This window comes from Methylobacterium sp. WL12 (genome assembly GCF_008039475.1).
In the GTDB taxonomy this organism is placed as follows: domain Bacteria; phylum Pseudomonadota; class Alphaproteobacteria; order Rhizobiales; family Beijerinckiaceae; genus Methylobacterium; species Methylobacterium cerastii.
In genome coordinates this window covers 147,251-163,719 of the sequence record NZ_VRUW01000001.1, presented here as the reverse complement: position 1 = coordinate 163,719, position 16,469 = coordinate 147,251, and the positions used below count along the sequence as shown (strand labels likewise).

Annotated in this window: 15 protein-coding genes; 10 read left to right on the top strand and 5 right to left on the bottom strand. The window is 68.1% G+C overall.

The window, feature by feature from the left end:
* Positions 1–149: 149 nt before the first annotated feature.
* Positions 150–1,076, bottom strand: coding sequence for an amino acid ABC transporter substrate-binding protein (locus FV226_RS00775; protein WP_147761408.1), 927 nt, complete (start codon positions 1,074–1,076; stop codon positions 150–152).
* A 47-nt stretch (positions 1,077–1,123) separates the two neighbouring features.
* The gene (locus tag FV226_RS00770; RefSeq protein ID WP_147752780.1) at positions 1,124–2,401 is read right to left on the bottom strand and encodes a dicarboxylate/amino acid:cation symporter; all 1,278 of its coding nucleotides are present in this window, start codon (positions 2,399–2,401) and stop codon (positions 1,124–1,126) included.
* A gap of 326 nt (positions 2,402–2,727) precedes the next feature.
* On the opposite strand from FV226_RS00770, the gene FV226_RS00765 reads away from it, so the two are divergent.
* From FV226_RS00765 to FV226_RS00720, 10 genes are all read left to right on the top strand, one after another.
* Complete coding sequence (locus tag FV226_RS00765; RefSeq protein WP_147752781.1) at positions 2,728–3,645, top strand: branched-chain amino acid ABC transporter permease LivH; 918 nt, start codon at positions 2,728–2,730, stop codon at positions 3,643–3,645.
* Positions 3,645–5,033: a high-affinity branched-chain amino acid ABC transporter permease LivM gene (gene livM / locus FV226_RS00760; protein WP_147761407.1), complete on the top strand. Its 1,389-nt coding sequence runs from the start codon at positions 3,645–3,647 to the stop codon at positions 5,031–5,033. Before FV226_RS00765 ends, livM begins: the two co-directional genes overlap by 1 nt.
* The gene (locus FV226_RS00755; RefSeq protein WP_147761406.1) at positions 5,033–5,911 is read left to right on the top strand and encodes an ABC transporter ATP-binding protein; all 879 of its coding nucleotides are present in this window, start codon (positions 5,033–5,035) and stop codon (positions 5,909–5,911) included. The genes livM and FV226_RS00755 overlap by 1 nt, the downstream gene beginning before the upstream one ends.
* A complete protein-coding gene (locus FV226_RS00750) occupies positions 5,908–6,714 on the top strand; it encodes an ABC transporter ATP-binding protein (protein WP_147761405.1) in 807 nt (268 codons plus the stop codon). The genes FV226_RS00755 and FV226_RS00750 overlap by 4 nt, the downstream gene beginning before the upstream one ends.
* A gap of 4 nt (positions 6,715–6,718) precedes the next feature.
* On the top strand, positions 6,719–7,084 hold the full coding sequence (locus FV226_RS00745; protein WP_147752785.1) for a DUF6867 family protein: 366 nt from the start codon (positions 6,719–6,721) through the stop codon (positions 7,082–7,084).
* Positions 7,085–7,172: 88 nt separating this feature from the next.
* Positions 7,173–8,294, top strand: a complete 1,122-nt coding sequence (locus tag FV226_RS00740) for a branched-chain amino acid ABC transporter substrate-binding protein (protein ID WP_147752786.1) — start codon at positions 7,173–7,175, stop codon at positions 8,292–8,294.
* 495 nt (positions 8,295–8,789) lie between these two features.
* Entirely contained in the window at positions 8,790–9,686 is an 897-nt protein-coding gene (locus tag FV226_RS00735) for an amino acid ABC transporter substrate-binding protein (protein WP_147752795.1), read from the top strand.
* Positions 9,687–9,768: 82 nt separating this feature from the next.
* Positions 9,769–10,491: an amino acid ABC transporter permease gene (locus FV226_RS00730; RefSeq protein WP_147752787.1), complete on the top strand. Its 723-nt coding sequence runs from the start codon at positions 9,769–9,771 to the stop codon at positions 10,489–10,491.
* Positions 10,491–11,183 carry an ABC transporter permease subunit gene (locus tag FV226_RS00725; protein WP_147752788.1) on the top strand — a complete coding sequence of 231 codons (693 nt, stop codon included), beginning with the start codon at positions 10,491–10,493 and terminating at the stop codon, positions 11,181–11,183. The genes FV226_RS00730 and FV226_RS00725 overlap by 1 nt, the downstream gene beginning before the upstream one ends.
* A 187-nt stretch (positions 11,184–11,370) precedes the next feature.
* Positions 11,371–12,099, top strand: coding sequence for an amino acid ABC transporter ATP-binding protein (locus tag FV226_RS00720; RefSeq protein WP_147752796.1), 729 nt, complete (start codon positions 11,371–11,373; stop codon positions 12,097–12,099).
* A gap of 51 nt (positions 12,100–12,150) precedes the next feature.
* On the opposite strand, the gene FV226_RS00715 is transcribed toward FV226_RS00720, so the two are convergent.
* From FV226_RS00715 to FV226_RS00705, 3 genes are all read right to left on the bottom strand, one after another.
* The gene (locus FV226_RS00715) at positions 12,151–13,269 is read right to left on the bottom strand and encodes an alkene reductase (protein ID WP_147761404.1); all 1,119 of its coding nucleotides are present in this window, start codon (positions 13,267–13,269) and stop codon (positions 12,151–12,153) included.
* A 114-nt stretch (positions 13,270–13,383) separates the two neighbouring features.
* The gene (locus tag FV226_RS00710) at positions 13,384–14,025 is read right to left on the bottom strand and encodes a GNAT family N-acetyltransferase (protein ID WP_147752790.1); all 642 of its coding nucleotides are present in this window, start codon (positions 14,023–14,025) and stop codon (positions 13,384–13,386) included.
* On the bottom strand, positions 14,025–16,382 hold the full coding sequence (locus FV226_RS00705) for an Orn/Lys/Arg decarboxylase N-terminal domain-containing protein (protein WP_147752791.1): 2,358 nt from the start codon (positions 16,380–16,382) through the stop codon (positions 14,025–14,027). The genes FV226_RS00710 and FV226_RS00705 overlap by 1 nt, the downstream gene beginning before the upstream one ends.
* Positions 16,383–16,469 lie beyond the last annotated feature (87 nt).

Below are 16,469 nucleotides of genomic sequence, written 5' to 3'. Positions count from 1 at the left end.
CATCCGGCACCTTCCCCTCACCGCCGCGTCGGCTCCGCCTCCGCTTCCTGCAGGCGCGACGCGGTGCCTGCAGGCCTCTCCCCGCCCGCGGGGAGAGGGGGCGTCTCTTCCTTCAGATCAATCCTGCGTCAATCCGCGAACGCCCTACCTCAATCCTCCAGCCCGATCAGCTGGAAGCTGGTGTGGAGGTCGTTCGACATCGGCACGTTGAGGCGCTCGCCGTTCGGCAGGCGCTTGAGGAACCAGCGCTCGTAGGTCCAGCGCAGCTCGCGGCTCTCGGCGAGGCGGCTGAAGGTGGCGGCGACCGCGCCGGCCATCTCCGGGTCGTCCTTGCGGAACATGATGCCGTAGGGCTCGAACGAGAGCTTGTCCGGCAGCACCGTGTACTTGGCGCCGTCGGTCCCGTCGTTGGCGATCAGGCCGTAGAGCAGGATTTCGTCGGTGGCGAAGGCGTCGGCCCGGCCGTCCTTGACCATGGCGTAGGATTCCGCGTGGTCCTTTCCGGTCAGGATCTCGGCCTGCAGCTTGAGCTTGGCCAGGATATCGCGCACGGCGCGCTCGTTGGTGGTGCCGGCCGTGACGACGACCTTCTTGCCGCCCAGCTCGCGATAGGACGCGATCGCCGAGGCCCGCGGCACCAGAAGCTTCGTCGCGCTGATGAACGTCACCGGCGAGAACGCCGCCGTGCGGCGGCGTTCGGCGTTGGCGGTGGTCGAGCCGCATTCGAGGTCGACCCTTCCCTCGGACACCGCCGCGAACCGCGTCTCGGAGGTCACCGGCTCGTAGCGGACCTTCAGGTCGGTGCGCCCGGTCTCGCGGCCGATCTCGTCGACGATCTCGCCGCAGAGGTCGATCGCGTAGCCGATCGGGCGCGGGCTGCCGTCGGCCCGCTTGCCCTCGACGAAGGAGAACGGGACCGAGCTGGTGCGGTAGCCGATCACCACCTCGCCCTTGGCGGCGATGGTCTTGAGCGAGCCGGTGAGCACGTCGACCGCCCCCGCCGGCCCGGGCGTCGCGATGAGCCCGACCGCTATCAGCCCCGCCGCCAACGCCGCGATCACCTTGCCTGACGCCATCGCGATACTCCTGGATACGGCAGGCAAAGCCCGGTCGGGACGGAGGCCTACTCGGCGGCGGCCACGGCGCCGACATGGTCGAGCCGCTGGTCGCTCGTGGTCAGCTGGCCCTCCCATTTCGCGACGGCGACGGTGGCGATGCTGTTGCCGAGCACGTTGGTCGCCGAGCGGCCCATGTCGAGGAACTGGTCGATGCCGATGATCAGCAGCAGCCCGGCCTCCGGGATGTTGAACTGCGTCAGCGTCGCCGAGATCACGACGAGCGAGGCGCGCGGCACGCCGGCCATGCCCTTCGATGTCACCATCAGCAGGAACAGCATCGTGAGCTGCTGCCCCCAGGTGAGCGGGATGTTGTACGCCTGCGCGATGAACATCACGGCGAAGGTGCAGTACATCATCGAGCCGTCGAGGTTGAACGAGTAGCCCATCGGCAGCACGAACGAGGTGATGCGGTTGGGCACGCCGAACTGCTCGAGGTTCGTGAGCATCTTCGGGTAGGCCGCCTCGCTCGATGCGGTCGAGAAGGCGAGCACGAACGGCTCCTTGATCAGGTTGAACAGCCGTTTGATCCCGGCTCCCCCGAGCATCAGGAAGCCGACGCCCATCAGCAGGCCCCAGAGCACGCCGAGGCCGATGTAGAACTCGACCAGGAACTTGCCGTAGGTGACGAGCACGCCGATGCCCTGCGTGGTGATCGTCGCCGCGATCGCCGCGAACACCGCGACGGGCGCGAACAGCATCACGTAGCCGGTGACCTTGAGCATCACGTCGGCCACGCCCTCGATGCCCTTGGCCAGGAAGTGGCCCTTCTCGCCGAGCGCCGCGAGCGCCACGCCGAAGAAGATCGAGAACACGACGATCTGCAGGATTTCGTTGTTGGCCATCGCCTCGACCGCGCTCTTGGGCACGAGGTGGGTGACGAACTCCTTCAGCGACAGCGAGGCGGCCTTCAGACCGGTGCCGGCGCCGACGTCGGGCAGCGGCAGGTTCAGGTTGTGGCCGGGCTGCATGATGTTGACGAGGACGAGGCCCAGCATCAGCGAGCAGAACGAGGCGCCGACGAACCACAGCAGCGCCTTGCCGCCGACGCGACCGACCGAGGCCGTATCCCCGAGATGCGCGATGCCGACGACGAGCGTCGAGAACACCAGTGGCGCGATGATCATCTTGATCAGCCGCAGGAAGATGTCGCTGATCAGCGCGATGTAGCCGGCGATCTCCTTGGAGGTCTGCGGATCGGGCCAGGTGATGCTACAGAGATAGCCGACCGCGATGCCCAGTAGCATGCCCACGAAGATCATGGTCGTCAGCCGCGAACCTGTCATCGGGAACTCCTGGGCGAATGCGAGCCGGCGCACGACTGTCCGTTAAGAGAATGTGAAGCAGGAAGCGCGCCATGCGCAAGCGGCTGCGCAGCTTTAATCCCGTCGTTTCAGACCTTTTGTTTTTTGCCGGGATCGGATGATCCGGCGTGGCATTCTCGTCGCGCCGCGGGCTATGCTTGGCCGCGGTCCCGCTGAAACTGCAGTCGCCGCGCCTTGTGGCCGCCGAGCCACAGGTGCGGTACGGGACTTGCCATGAATACGGGACTTGCCATGAATGCGGGACTTGCCCTCAAGGCACGGCGCGCAGACGGAGAGACGGGCACACGATGGATGTCTTCGTACAGCAGTTGATCAACGGGCTGACGCTCGGGTCGATCTACGGCCTGATCGCGATCGGATACACGATGGTGTTCGGCATCATCGGCATGGTCAACTTCGCCCACGGCGACGTCTTCATGGTCTCAAGCTTCATCGCCTTGATCGGCTTCCTGATCCTCACCACCTGGCTCGGCGTCTCGTCGATCGCGCTGGCCTTCCTGATCGTGCTCGTGGTCTCGATGGTGCTCACCGCGCTCTGGGGCTGGGCGATCGAGCGGGTGGCCTATCGTCCCCTGCGCGGCTCCTTCCGGCTGGCGCCGCTGATCTCGGCGATCGGCGTCTCGATCTTCCTCTCGAACTTCGTCCAGGTGGCGCAGGGCGCGCGCAACAAGCCGCTTCCGCCGATGCTGTCGGGCGGGATCACCCTGTTCGAGACCGACGGCTTCCAGGTGTTCCTGTCCTACAAGCAGTGCCTGATCATGGCGGTGACCGCGGTGCTGCTCACCGGCTTCTGGTACCTCGTCCAGCGCACGCCCTTCGGCCGGGCGCAGCGCGCCTGCGAGCAGGACCGCAAGATGGCCGCGCTGCTCGGCATCGACGTCGACCGCACGATCTCGCTCACCTTCGTGCTCGGCGCCGCGCTCGCCGCCGTCGCCGGCGTCCTGTACCTGATGTATTACGGCGTGGTCTCGTTCTCGGACGGCTTCGTGCCGGGGGTGAAGGCGTTCACCGCGGCGGTTCTGGGCGGCATCGGCTCGCTGCCGGGCGCGGTGCTCGGCGGCCTGATCATCGGCCTGATCGAGACGTTCTGGTCGGCCTACTTCTCGATCGAGTACAAGGACGTCGCCGCCTTCTCGATCCTTGCCGTGGTGCTCATCTTCATGCCGTCGGGGATCCTCGGCCGCGCCGAGGTCGAGAAGGTTTGATGGCCGCCGCCACACGCGGGGCCGTCGGCCTCCCCGGCATCCTCAAGGACGCCGCCTTCTACGCGCTCGGCACCTTCGCGCTGTGCGTGCCGGTGGTCGCCTTCCGGACCGATGCCGGCCCGACCGGCGGCCTCGAGCTGACGCCGCGCTGGGGCCTCGTCCTCGCGCTCTGCGCCGCGATCTTCCTGGCCCGCCTCGCGCAGCGCCTGATCCTGATGCGCCGCGACGCCCGCCGGGCGCTCACCCCGGCGCGTTCGCAGGCAACGGAGGCGGTCGGCGCCACCCCGAATGCCGGGCAGCGCGTCTCGATGCTGGCGCTGTGGCTGTTCATCGGCATCGCGCTGACGCTCCCCGTCGTCGCGGCGCTCGCCAGCGGCAGCCTCGGGGAGGGGCGCTACTGGATCGACCTCGGCATCCTGATCCTCACCTACGTGATGCTCGGCTGGGGCCTCAACATCGTCGTCGGCCTCGCGGGCCTGCTCGACCTCGGCTACGTCGCGTTCTACGCGGTCGGCGCCTATTCCTACGCACTCCTGTCCACAACCTTCGGCCTGTCGTTCTGGGTCTGCCTTCCGCTCGCCGGCCTGTTCGCCGCCCTGTGGGGCATGCTGCTCGGCTTTCCCGTGCTGCGGTTGCGCGGCGACTACCTCGCCATCGTCACGCTGGCCTTCGGCGAGATCATCCGCCTCGTGCTGATCAACTGGGTCGACGTCACCGGCGGCGGCGCCGGCATCTCGTCGATCCCGCGCGCGACCTTCTTCGGCATCCCCTTCACCGCGGGCGAGGACGGGTTCGCGGCCCGCTTCGGGCTGACCTTCGACTCGATGCACCGAGTCGTGTTCCTGTACTACCTGATCCTGGCGCTCGCCCTGATCACCAACGTCGTGACGCTGCGGCTGCGACGGCTGCCGATCGGCCGCGCCTGGGAGGCGTTGCGCGAGGACGAGATCGCCTGCCGCTCCCTCGGCATCAACACCACCACGACGAAGCTCACGGCCTTCGCCCTCGGGGCGGCCTTCGGCGGGTTCGCCGGCTCGTTCTTCGCCGTGCGCCAGGGCTTCATCAGCCCCGAGAGCTTCAACTTCCTCGAGAGCGCGATCATCCTGGCGATCGTGGTGCTCGGCGGCATGGGCAGCCAGGTCGGCGTCGCGATCGCGGCGGTGGCCATGGTCGGCGGCCCCGAGATGCTGCGCAACCTCGGGTTCCTGAAGGCGGTGTTCGGCCAAGGCTTCGATCCGAACGAGTACCGCCTGCTGCTGTTCGGCCTCGCCATGGTGGCGATGATGGTCTGGCGCCCGCGCGGGCTGATCTCGGAGCGAACGCCCTCGGTGGCGCTCGGCGAGCGCCGCGCGATCTCGGGCGCCCACGTCAGCGAGGGCCACGGTTGATGACGCGGCCTTCCCCCGACGCCGAGGCGGTGCTCACCGTCGACCACCTCACCATGCGCTTCGGCGGGCTCGTCGCCGTCGGCGACCTGTCCTTCAAGGCCCGGCGCGGCGACATCACCGCGCTGATCGGCCCGAACGGCGCCGGCAAGACCACGGTCTTCAACTGCATCACCGGCTTCTACAAGCCGACCGAGGGCAAGCTGACGCTGGCCCACGCCGACGGATCGAAGCACCTGCTCGAACGTCTGCCGAACCATGCCGTCAACCGGATCGGCCGGGTGGCGCGCACCTTCCAGAACATCCGCCTGTTCCAGGGCATGACGGTGCTGGAGAACCTTCTCGTCGCCCAGCACGCCCCGCTGATGCGGGCGTCCGGCATGACCGTGCTCGGACTCCTCGGCCTCCCGGTCTACCGCCGGGCGGAGGCCGCGGCGATCGAGCGGGCCAAGGACTGGCTCGGCCGCATCGACCTGATCGACCGGGCCGACGACCCGGCCGGCGACCTGCCCTACGGCGCCCAGCGCCGCCTGGAGATCGCCCGGGCGATGTGCACCGAGCCGGTTCTGCTCTGCCTCGACGAGCCCGCCGCCGGCCTGAACCCGCGCGAATCGGGCGAGCTCAACGCGCTGCTGCGCCACATCCGCGACGCGCACGACACCTCGGTGCTGCTGATCGAGCACGACATGTCGGTGGTGATGGAGATCTCCGACCACGTCGTGGTGCTCGATTATGGCGTGAAGATCGCCGACGGCACGCCCGGCGAAGTCCGCGCCGACCCGCGGGTGATCGCCGCCTATCTCGGCGTCGAGGACGAGGAGGTCGAGGCCGTCGAGGCCGAGGTCGGCCTCACCGTGACCCATCTGGAGGTCGAGGCTTGAGCGTCGCCGGCATCAACGTCCTCGTCGAGGAGACCCGGGCGCTCGCCGCCGAGAAGGCCGGGGTCCGCAAGACCCTGCTCTCGGTGCGCGGGGTCTCGACCTATTACGGCAGCGTCGCGGCTCTGCGCGGCGTCGACCTCGACGTCACCGAGGGCGAGATCGTCACGCTGATCGGCGCCAACGGCGCCGGCAAGTCGACCCTGATGATGACGATCTTCGGGGCGCCGCAGGCCCGCGAGGGCACGATCACCTACGACGGGCGCGAAATCACCCGCCTGCCGACCCACGAGATCGCCCGCCTCGCGATCGCGCAGTCGCCGGAGGGCCGCCGGGTCTTCCCGCGCATGAGCGTGCACGAGAACCTGCAGATGGGTGCCGCGCTCCACAACGGGCAGTACTTCGCGCAGGACCTCGAGCGCGTCTGCGCCCTGTTCCCGCGGCTGAAGGAGCGCCTGACCCAGCGCGCCGGCACCATGTCGGGCGGCGAGCAGCAGATGCTGGCCATCGCCCGCGCCCTGATGAGCCGCCCGCGCCTGCTGCTGCTCGACGAGCCCTCGCTCGGGCTCGCGCCGCTGGTGGTGAAGGGCATCTTCGATGCGGTGCGCGACCTCAACCGGCGCGACGGCATGACGATCTTCCTCGTCGAGCAGAACGCCTACCATGCGCTCAAGCTGGCGCATCGCGGCTACGTGCTGGTCAACGGCCGCATCACCATGAGCGGCACCGGGCGGGCGCTGCTCGCCGACCCCGCGATCAAGGCCGCCTACCTCGAAGGCGGGCACGGCGCCCCGGTGGAGGCCTGAAGCGATGCAGGGTGTGATCTACGAGGAAGAATCGATCGCGCTGTTCCTCCTCGTCACCGTGGCGATGGGCGGCTGGGCCGGGTGGATGGCCGCCCGGGGCCTCGCCAAGGCGTGGCGGCCGCTCTGGCAGATCGTGCCGGCGCTCCTCGCGGTGGCGGCGGCGGTGCGCTTCATCCACTTCGCGCTATTCGGTGGGACGCTTCTGTCACTGCACTACTATGCGGTCGACGCCGTCGTCGTCATGATCGTCGGGCTGGCGGGCTACCGCTGGACCCGGACGCGGCAGATGACGACCCAGTATCGCTGGCTCTACGAGCGGACCTCGCCCCTGACCTGGCGGAGCCGTGCGCCGGCGGCCGGCGAACCTTGATCGCGACCGCGGCGAGGCGCGTGCCGAGCGCACGATTCTTGCCCTTGGCCCGCGGTCCGAATTCAGATCACAACCAAGGGGATTTGCGATGAGAGCGATACTTCTGGCCGGCCTCGGTCTCGGTGCCATGCTCGCGGCGGCGCAAGGCGCAGAGATCAAGCTCGGCATCGCCGCGCCGATCACCGGCAACAGCGCGGCGATCGGGACGCAGCTCAAGAACGGCGCGACCCAGGCGGTCGAGGACCTGAACAAGTCCGGCGCGGTGAAGGGCACCACCTTCTCTGTCCTCGTCGGCGACGACGCGTCCGACCCCAAGCAGGGCGTCTCGGTCGCCAACAAGTTCGCCTCGGACGGCGTGAAGATGGTCGTCGGCGACTACAATTCCGGCGTGTCGATCCCGGCCTCCGACGTCTACCAGGACGCCGGCATCATCCAGGTGACCCCGGCCTCGACGGCGGTGAAGTTCACCGAGCGCGGCCTCTGGAACGTGTTCCGCACCTGCGGCCGCGACGACCAGCAGGGCGCGGTGGCGGGCGCCTACCTCGCAACGAACTTCAAGGGCAAGAAGATCGCCTTCGTCCACGACAAGACCCCCTACGGCAAGGGCCTGGCCGACGAGACACTGAAGGCGCTGAAGGCCAACGGCGGCAAGGACGCGATCTACGAGGGCATCAACCCGGGCGAGAAGGACTATTCGGCCCTCGTCTCGAAGCTGAAATCCAACAAGATCGACGTGGTGTATTTCGGCGGCTACTATACCGAAGCCGGTTTGATCCTGCGCCAGATGAGCGACCAGGGCTTGAAGGCGCCGCTGATGGGCGGCGACGGCCTCGTCGACAAGGAGCTGGTGGCGATCGCCGGCCCGGCGGCGGAAGGCACCCTGACCACGTTCCCGCCGGACGCGCGCAAGAACCCCAACGCCAAGGACGCGCTCGCCGGCTTCAAGGCCAAGGGCATCGATCCCGAGGGCTACACCCTCTACTCCTACGCCGCGGTCCAGGTGCTCGCCAAGGCGATGCAGGAGACCGGCTCGACCGACGGCAAGAAGCTGGCGGAGTGGCTGCACATGGGCAAGCCGGTCGACACCGTCGTCGGCCCGATCGCCTACGACAAGAAGGGCGACATCACGAAGCCCGACTACGTGATGTACCAGTGGAAGAAGAACGCGGCCGGCAACATCGACTACGCCGGCAACGAAGTCACCAAGTAGCGCTCGTCGCTCCGAAGACCGAGCCGTCCCGTGCCCTGCGGGGCGGCTCGTTCGTCTCCGTTCCGCGAGACAGATTGGCGGCTTTCCAGGCATAATCGCCGCCGAGCCGCGAAATCCCGGTGCGTCCGCCCGGGAATCGTGCACATTGCATCCCGCATGGGCGAAAACGCCCGGCTCCGACGTTCGGATCGACAACCGGGTGGACCCTGTGAACGCCGACGCGCCACGGCCTCGATCCGTGCGGGCAGACCGCACCCGGCCGGAGACGGCCCGGTTCCGGGTCATGAGTGCGTTTACTGCTTCGGTTCCGATGCGCGGCGCAGTTGTCCCCAGCCCATCGGCCAAGCTCGCTTCGCCGAGCCTCGTTCCGGCACCATCATTGCAGAGGCCCGGCCAGCGCCGGCCGCCCTCTGTGCGTCCGCCACACGCCGCACTGTCCGTGCGGCTCGTCACGGGAGTTTCGTCTTGACGCAATCCAACCTCGACCGCCGCGGGATCGTCGCTGGCCTCGCGCTCGGCGCGGCGCTGTTCGCAGCCGGCGCCCAGGCCCAGGAACTGACCGGCACGCTGAAGAAGGTGAAGGAGACCAACGCCCTCACCATCGGCTACCGCGATTCCTCGGTGCCGTTCTCCTACCTCGACGGCGACCAGAAGCCGGTCGGCTACGCGATGGACATCTGCCTGAAGATCGCCGAGGCGGTGAAGAAGGAGCTCAAGCTTCCGGGCATGGAGGTGAAGCTCAACCCGGTCACCTCCGCGACCCGCATCCCGCTGATCGCCAACGGCACGATCGACCTCGAGTGCGGCTCGACCACGAACAACGCCGACCGCCAGAAGCAGGCTTCGTTCACCAACACCCACTTCCTGACGGCGACCCGCTACGTCTCGAAGAAGGACGCCAAGCTGCACACGATCGACGACCTCAAGGGCAAGACCGTGGTCTCGACCTCGGGCACGACGAACATCAAGCAGATCAACGAGGCCAACACGGCCAAGAGCATGGGCCTGACCATCTTGCCCGCCAAGGACCACGCCGAGGCGTTCCTGATGGTCGAGACCGGCCGCGCCGTGGCCTTCGTGATGGACGACGTGCTGCTCGCCTCGCTGATGGCCGGCTCGAAGACCCCCGACGCCTACGAGATCTCGACGGAAGCCCTGTCGAAGCCCGAGCCCTACGGCATCATGCTGCGCAAGGACGACGCGCCGTTCAAGGCCGTGGCCGACGCTGCGACCAAGGCGCTGTACGAGAGCCCCGAGGGCAAGGCGCTCTACACCAAGTGGTTCGAGAAGCCGATCCCGCCGCGCAACATCAACCTGAAGCTCCCGATGAGCGACGCGATGGTGAAGCAGTTCAAGAGCCCGAGCGACAGCGCCGACCCGGCCGCCTACTGAGCCGGGCCGAGCGGATCCCGGGGGGCGCCCTTCGGGATCCGCGACGCGGATCGATCGAACGAGAAACGGTGAAGCGCGGGCGATGAACTACAACTGGAACTGGGGCATCTTCTTCGAACCATCCCCCGAAGGCACCGGCACCTATGCCGACATGCTGCTCTCGGGCCTGGTCTGGACGATCGCGACCGCGCTCTCATCCTGGGTCATCGCCTTCTTCCTCGGATCGCTCGTGGGCGTGATGCGCACGCTGCCGTCGAAGGCCGCGAACGCGGTCGGCACGGCCTATGTCGAGCTGTTCCGCAACATCCCGCTGCTGGTGCAGATGTTCCTCTGGTACTTCGTGCTGCCGGAGGTGCTGCCGCAATCCTGGGGCAACGCCCTCAAGCAGCTGCCGAACGCGCCGTTCTACACCGGCGTCGTCTGCCTCGGGTTCTTCACCGCCTCGCGCGTCGCCGAGCAGGTGCGCGCCGGCATCCAGTCGCTGCCGCGGGGCCAGGGCCTCGCCGGCACGGCGATGGGCTTCACGGTCTACCAGACCTATCGCTACGTGCTGCTGCCGAACGCCTACCGGGTCATCCTGCCGCCGATGACCTCGGAGTTTTTGAACAACCTCAAGAACACCTCCGTCGCGCTGACGATCGGCCTGCTCGAGCTCACCGCCCGGGCGCGCTCGATGCAGGAATTCTCGTTCCAGGTGTTCGAGGCCTTCACGGCCGCCACGATCCTCTACGTCCTCATCAACCTCTTCGTCATCGTGCTCGCGTCCCTCCTGGAACGCAGCGTGGCGGTTCCCGGGCAGCGCTGATGTTCTCGAACTTCGATTTCGGCGTCGTCTTCGGATCGCTGCCCTACCTTTTCGGGACGGGCATGGTGTTCACCGTGACCCTGACGGCGCTCGCCGCCGGCATGGGCGTGGTGCTCGGCACCCTGCTCGCCATGGCGCGGCTTTCGGGCGTGCCCGGTCTCAAACACGTGGCCAAGGTCTACGTCGAGCTGATGCGCTCGCTGCCGCTCGTGCTGGTGATCTTCTGGTTCTACTTCCTGGTGCCGTATATCGGCGCCTACCTCACCGGCGCCTCGCGGCCGATCCAGGTCGGCGCGTTCTCGTCGGCGCTGATCACCTTCACGCTGTTCGAGGCGGCCTACTTTTCCGAGATCATGCGCGCCGGCATCCAGTCGATCCCCAAGGGGCAGACCGGGGCGGCCTACGCGCTCGGCATGACCTACGCCCAGACGATGATCACCGTCGTGCTGCCGCAGGCCTTCCGCAACATGCTGCCGCTGCTGCTGACGCAGACGATCGTGCTCTTCCAGGACACCTCGCTGGTCTACGTGCTGTCGCTGACCGACTTCCTCGGCGCAGCCTCGAAGGTGGCCCAGCGCGACGGGCGCCTCGTCGAGATGTACCTGTTCGCGGCGGTCGTCTACTTCGCCGTCTGCTTCTCGGCCTCGTTCCTGGTGCGCCGGCTCCAGCGCCGCGTCGCCATCATCCGCTGATCGCCGTTTCACGTGATCGCCGTTTCCAAGTGATCGCTGTTTGAAGGACCGCGCCATGACCTCGACGCCGATGCCGGCCCCGACCGCCACGACGCCCGTCGCCCCCGGTTCGGTCGCGCCATCCGACTCCGGCCTGCAGTCCGGACCGCTGACGAGTCCGCCGCCGCGCATCGCCACCGGCACGCCGATGATCGCCATCGACAACGTCAGCAAGTGGTACGGCGACTTCCAGGTGCTGACGAACTGCACCACCCAGGTCGCCAAGGGCGAGGTCGTCGTTGTCTGCGGACCGTCGGGCTCCGGCAAGTCGACCCTGATCAAGTGCGTCAACGCCCTGGAGCCGATCCAGAAGGGCCAGATCACGGTCAACGACACCAAGGTCGTCGACAAGGCCACTGACCTGCCGAAGCTCCGCTCGCGGGTCGGCATGGTGTTCCAGCACTTCGAGCTGTTCCCGCACCTTTCGATCACCGAGAATCTCACGGTCGCCCAGCGCAAGGTGCTGAAGCGCCCGGCCGAGGAGGCGAAGAAGAAGGGCATGGACCTGCTCGCCCGCGTCGGGCTGTCGGCCCACGCCGACAAGTATCCCGGCCAGCTTTCCGGCGGCCAGCAGCAGCGCGTGGCGATCGCCCGGGCGCTCGCCATGAACCCGGTGGTGATGCTGTTCGACGAGCCGACCTCGGCGCTCGACCCGGAAATGGTCGGCGAGGTGCTCGACGTGATGGTCGAACTCGCCAAGGAGGGCATGACGATGATGGTCGTGACCCACGAGATGGGCTTCGCCCGCAAGGTCGCCGACCGGGTGATCTTCATGGATCGCGGCGAGATCGTCGAGGACGCCCGGAAGGAGGACTTCTTCGGCCAGCCCCGCAGCGAGCGCGCGCAGCAGTTCCTGTCGAAGATCCTGCAGCACTGACCGTTTGGTTCGGCGAGCCCGGCGCGACATCCACGCACCGGGCTTGGAGGCTCAGCGCTCGATCTGCACCGGGCCGTCCATGCCCGGCCAGTCCGAGTATCCGTTGGCGCCGCCGCCGTACCAGTAGGGTTTGGGCGCCTCCGCGAGCGGCGCGCCCGAGGCCAGCCGCGCGACGAGGTCGGGGTTGGCGATGTAGGGCCGGCCGAAGCTGAACAGGTCGGCGTGGCCTTCGGCCAGCTCCTTCTCGGCCAGATCCAGGGTGTACTGGTTGTTGCCGACATAGGCGCCCGAGAAGCGCTTGCGCAGGTCGAGGAAGTCGACGCCGTCCGGCACGTCGCGCGTCTGCTGCGTCACGCCCTCGATCGTGTGGATGTAGAGCAGGCCGAAATCGGACAGCGCGTCGACATAGGCGCCGAAGGTGGCATGCGGGTCGCTGTCCAACGGCGTCTTGCCGGGCTCGGTGGTCGCGGGCGACAGGCGGATGCCGACGCGGTTTCCCCCACCCCAGACCTCGGTGACGGCCTTCACCACGGCCAGCGGGAAGCGCAACCGGTTCTCGATGGAGCCGCCGTATTGGTCGGTGCGCGTGTTGGTGGAATCGCGGACGAACTGTTCCAGCAGGTAGTTGTTCGCCGAGTGGATCTCGACGCCGTCGAAGCCGGCGCGCTTGGCGTTCTCCGCCGCGCGGCGATAATCCCCGACGATCCCGGGGATCTCGTCCGTCTCGAGGGCGCGCGGCGTCACGTGCGCCTTCATGCCATCCTCGGTGAAGGCGGTGCCCTTCGGCTTGATCGCGGACGCCGAGACCGGCAAGCCGCCGTCCGGCTGAAGGTCTGGGTGTGAGATCCGGCCGGTATGCCAGAGCTGCAGGAAGATGCGGCCGTCGTTGGCATGCACCGTCGCGACGATCCTGCGCCAGGCCTCGACCTGCGCATCGGACCAGATGCCCGGGGTGTAGGCGTAGCCCACGGCCTGCGGCGAGATGTTCGTCGCCTCCGAGATGATCAGCCCGGCGTTGGCGCGCTGGCCGTAATAGTCGGCCGCGAAGTCCGGCGGCACCCCGGCGACGGAGGACCGGCTCCGCGTCAGCGGCGCCATGACGACCCGGTTCTTCAGCGTGAGGTCGCCGAGGGTGAAGGGCTGCAGCACGGGGCTGTCGGAGCGGGACATGCGAATCCTTGGCGGTGAATGTCGAGCGGCGCCATCACCAACGCCGGCGCCTCGATGCCGGAACAACGTTCCGCCCGCCGTGGAGTTCGCCGCAGCGCACCAACCCCTGGGCGGCTACTTCCCCGTCCAGTCGTGCCCCGCCACCAGCGCCTCCACCGGCTTCTGCCAGGTCGAGGGCTGGTCGTCGGAGCCGGAGCCGAGGGCGCATTGCACCATGACGCTGTCGCTCCAGCGGCCGTACTTGTAGCCGACCGCCGGCAGGTGGCCGACGCGGACGAATCCGCAAGCCTCGTGCAGGCGCAGCGACGCCGCGTTCTCCGAATCGATGTAGCCGATCATCTGCCGGTAGCCGCCCGCGGCGCAGGCCTCGATCAGCGCCGGCAGCAGGCGCCGGCCGATGCCGGCATGCAGATGCTCGGGATGCACGTAGATCGAGTGCTTCAGGGTGTAGCGGTAGGCCGGCCGCTTGCGGAACGGCACCGCGTAGGCGTAGCCCGCGACTTGCCCGTTCCGGTCGGCGACGAGGTGGGGCAGGCGCTTCTTGCGCATGGTCTTGCGCCGCCGCCGCAGGTCGTCCGGCAGCAGCCGGTCCTCCTCGAAGTCGCCGACGTCGCCGACGCCGCGGCGGATGTGGTGCTCGTAGATTGCCACCATCGCCGCGAGGTCGCCGTCCGATGAGGGGCGGATGACGATGTCGGCGCAGGGCGCGGCCGGCTCTGGCGTCGCGAGGGCGCCCGGCGCCGCGGCGTCCTCCATCAGCGCGCCTCGCGCATGACGTAGGTGTGGAAGCGGATCTGCCCGTCCGGCTCGACCTGCCGGTAGACGCCCTGGATCTCGGCCTCGAAGCCGGGGAACAGGTTGGCGGAGCGCTCGAACATCTTGAAGTAGTCCAGCATCGGCTTGGCCCGCTCATCGATCCGCTCGCCGGGCAGCACCGTGCCGATCCCGGGCGGGTAGACCAGAAGCAAGGTCGTCGCCACACGGCCCTCGGCCTCCGCGATCGGCACGAAGTCGACGTTGTTTCGCGTCAACATCTGGGCCGCGGCCTTGGGCGCCATCACCATCTCGGGCAGGTGCTGCGGCTGGAACTGCTTGCGCTGCAGCGCCGAGGTGCCGTGCTCGCGGTGGAAGGCGTGGAAGTCGGCGCAGAGGTCGCGCAGGCGGATGCCGCGGTAGCGGTTCGGCCGCCGCCGCACGAACTCAGGCATCGCGTCCTCCAGCAGCACGTTGTCGTCGTGCAGGCGCTTGAAGGCGACGAGCCCCGAGATCAGCGTGCCGGCCTTGGACGATTCGACGCCGGGCGTCAGCAGGAAGAGCAGCGAGTTGAGGTCGTTCTTCTCGGCGACGATCCGGTTCTCACGCAGGTACTGCGCGACGATCGGCGCCGGCACGCCGTGGGCGGCGTATTCCCCAGTCGCCCGGTCGAAGCCCGGCGTCAGCACCGTGAGCTTGTTCGGGTCGGTCATGGCGTAGCCGGGCGAGGTCTCGGGCCCGACATGGGTGAAGCCGTGCCAGCGCGCGCCGGGACGCAGCTCCCAGTGCTTCGGGTCCGAGGCGAGCACGTCCGTCGTCAGGCTCTCCCACGGCACGTCGACGCCGTCGGGGCCGGGCGTCACGTCGGGGACGAAGGGGTCGAAGAACCAGCGCCGGCTCGGATCGCCCTCCTTCTCCTCGAACTCGCGGCGGATGGCGCGGACCTTCTTGCGCCACTCGATCCCCAGGCGGATCGTGTCGTCCCACAGGATCATGCCGGACCGGCCCTTCATCATCTGCGCGCCGACGTCGAGCGAGGCGAAGATCGGGTAGAACGGCGAGGTCGAGGCGTGGACGAGGAAGCTCTCGTTGAGGCGGCGATGCTCGACGCGTCGGGTCTGGCCGCGGATATGACCGTCCTTGGTGTGGATCTGCGAGGCCTGGCTGAAGCTCGCGAGCTGCTTGTGGGTCGATTGCGTGGCGATGATGCCGGGGGAGGTCTCGTCGAGCCCCTTCAGCCCCATGGCGAACCGGCCCACGAAGAGCGGATGGAACTTCATGAAGCCGGCCCAGGCCTCGTCGAACAGGATGTAGTCGCACAGGTGGCCGATCTTCTCGACGACGCCCTGCGCGTCGAGGATCGTGCCGTCGTAGGTGCACTGCTCGATCACCGCGACGCGGAACGGGCGCTCGCGGCGCCAGGCCTCCTTGTCCTCCACCAGCGGGTTGCGGCGGATTTTTTCGCGAATGGCCTGCTCGTCCAAGGCCTCGTGGTAGATCGGGCCGATCAGGCCGTAGGCGTTGCGGTCGGTCTCGAGGAAGATCGGGATGCCGCCGGCGAGCATCAGCGCGCCGTGGTGGGCCGCCTTGTGGTTGTTGCGGTCGAACAGCACGAGGTCGCCCTCGGCCACCAGCGAGCCCAGCACCACCTTGTTCGAGGCCGAGGTGCCGTTGAGGACGAAGTAGGTCTTCTCCGCCCCGAAGATCTGGGCGGCCTCCTTCTGCGCCCTCAACGCCGGACCCTCGTGGGTCAGCAGGTCGCCGAGGTCGAGGACCGAGTTGTCCAAGTCGTCGCGGAAGATCGCCTCGCCGAGATGCTCGACGAAGATCCGCCCGATCGGCGAGCGGTTGTAGAAGATGCCGCCGTTGTGGCCCGGGCAGGTCCAGAGCTGGTTGCCCTTCTCGGCGTAGTCGACGAGCGCGCCGAAGAACGGCGTCTTCAGGGTCTCGGCATACTGCGTCACGCGGGAGACGAGGCCGCGGGCGATGAACTCGGGCGTCTCCTCGGCGAGGAAGATGTAGCCGTCGATGAAGTCGAGCAACTCGACCGGGATGTCTTCCAGGCGCTTGCGGCGCACGAGGATGACGATCGGCATCTCCAGCCCGCGCCGGCGCATCATGTCGATCAGCGACGCCGCCTTGCCGTCGAGGCCGCGCTTGCCCCAGTCGACGACCATGCAGCCGATCGCGGCGTCGGTCTGGACGGCGATCGCCGCGTCCTCGACGCGACGCGCGCGGATCACCTCGAAGCCGCGGCCCTCGACCGCCGTGACGATCTGCGCGACGCGGACGCCTTCGAGGTCGTCCGGATCGAAGGCCGGCGCGCACATCAGCACGGTGAATCGGCGGTGGAAGTCCATGGCGTGCCTCTGGCGTAGTGGGTCGGCGCCTGCCTGCGACGCCGTCGTGACGGTTGGATGACGGTCGCGCCGAATGGCGCGGGACCC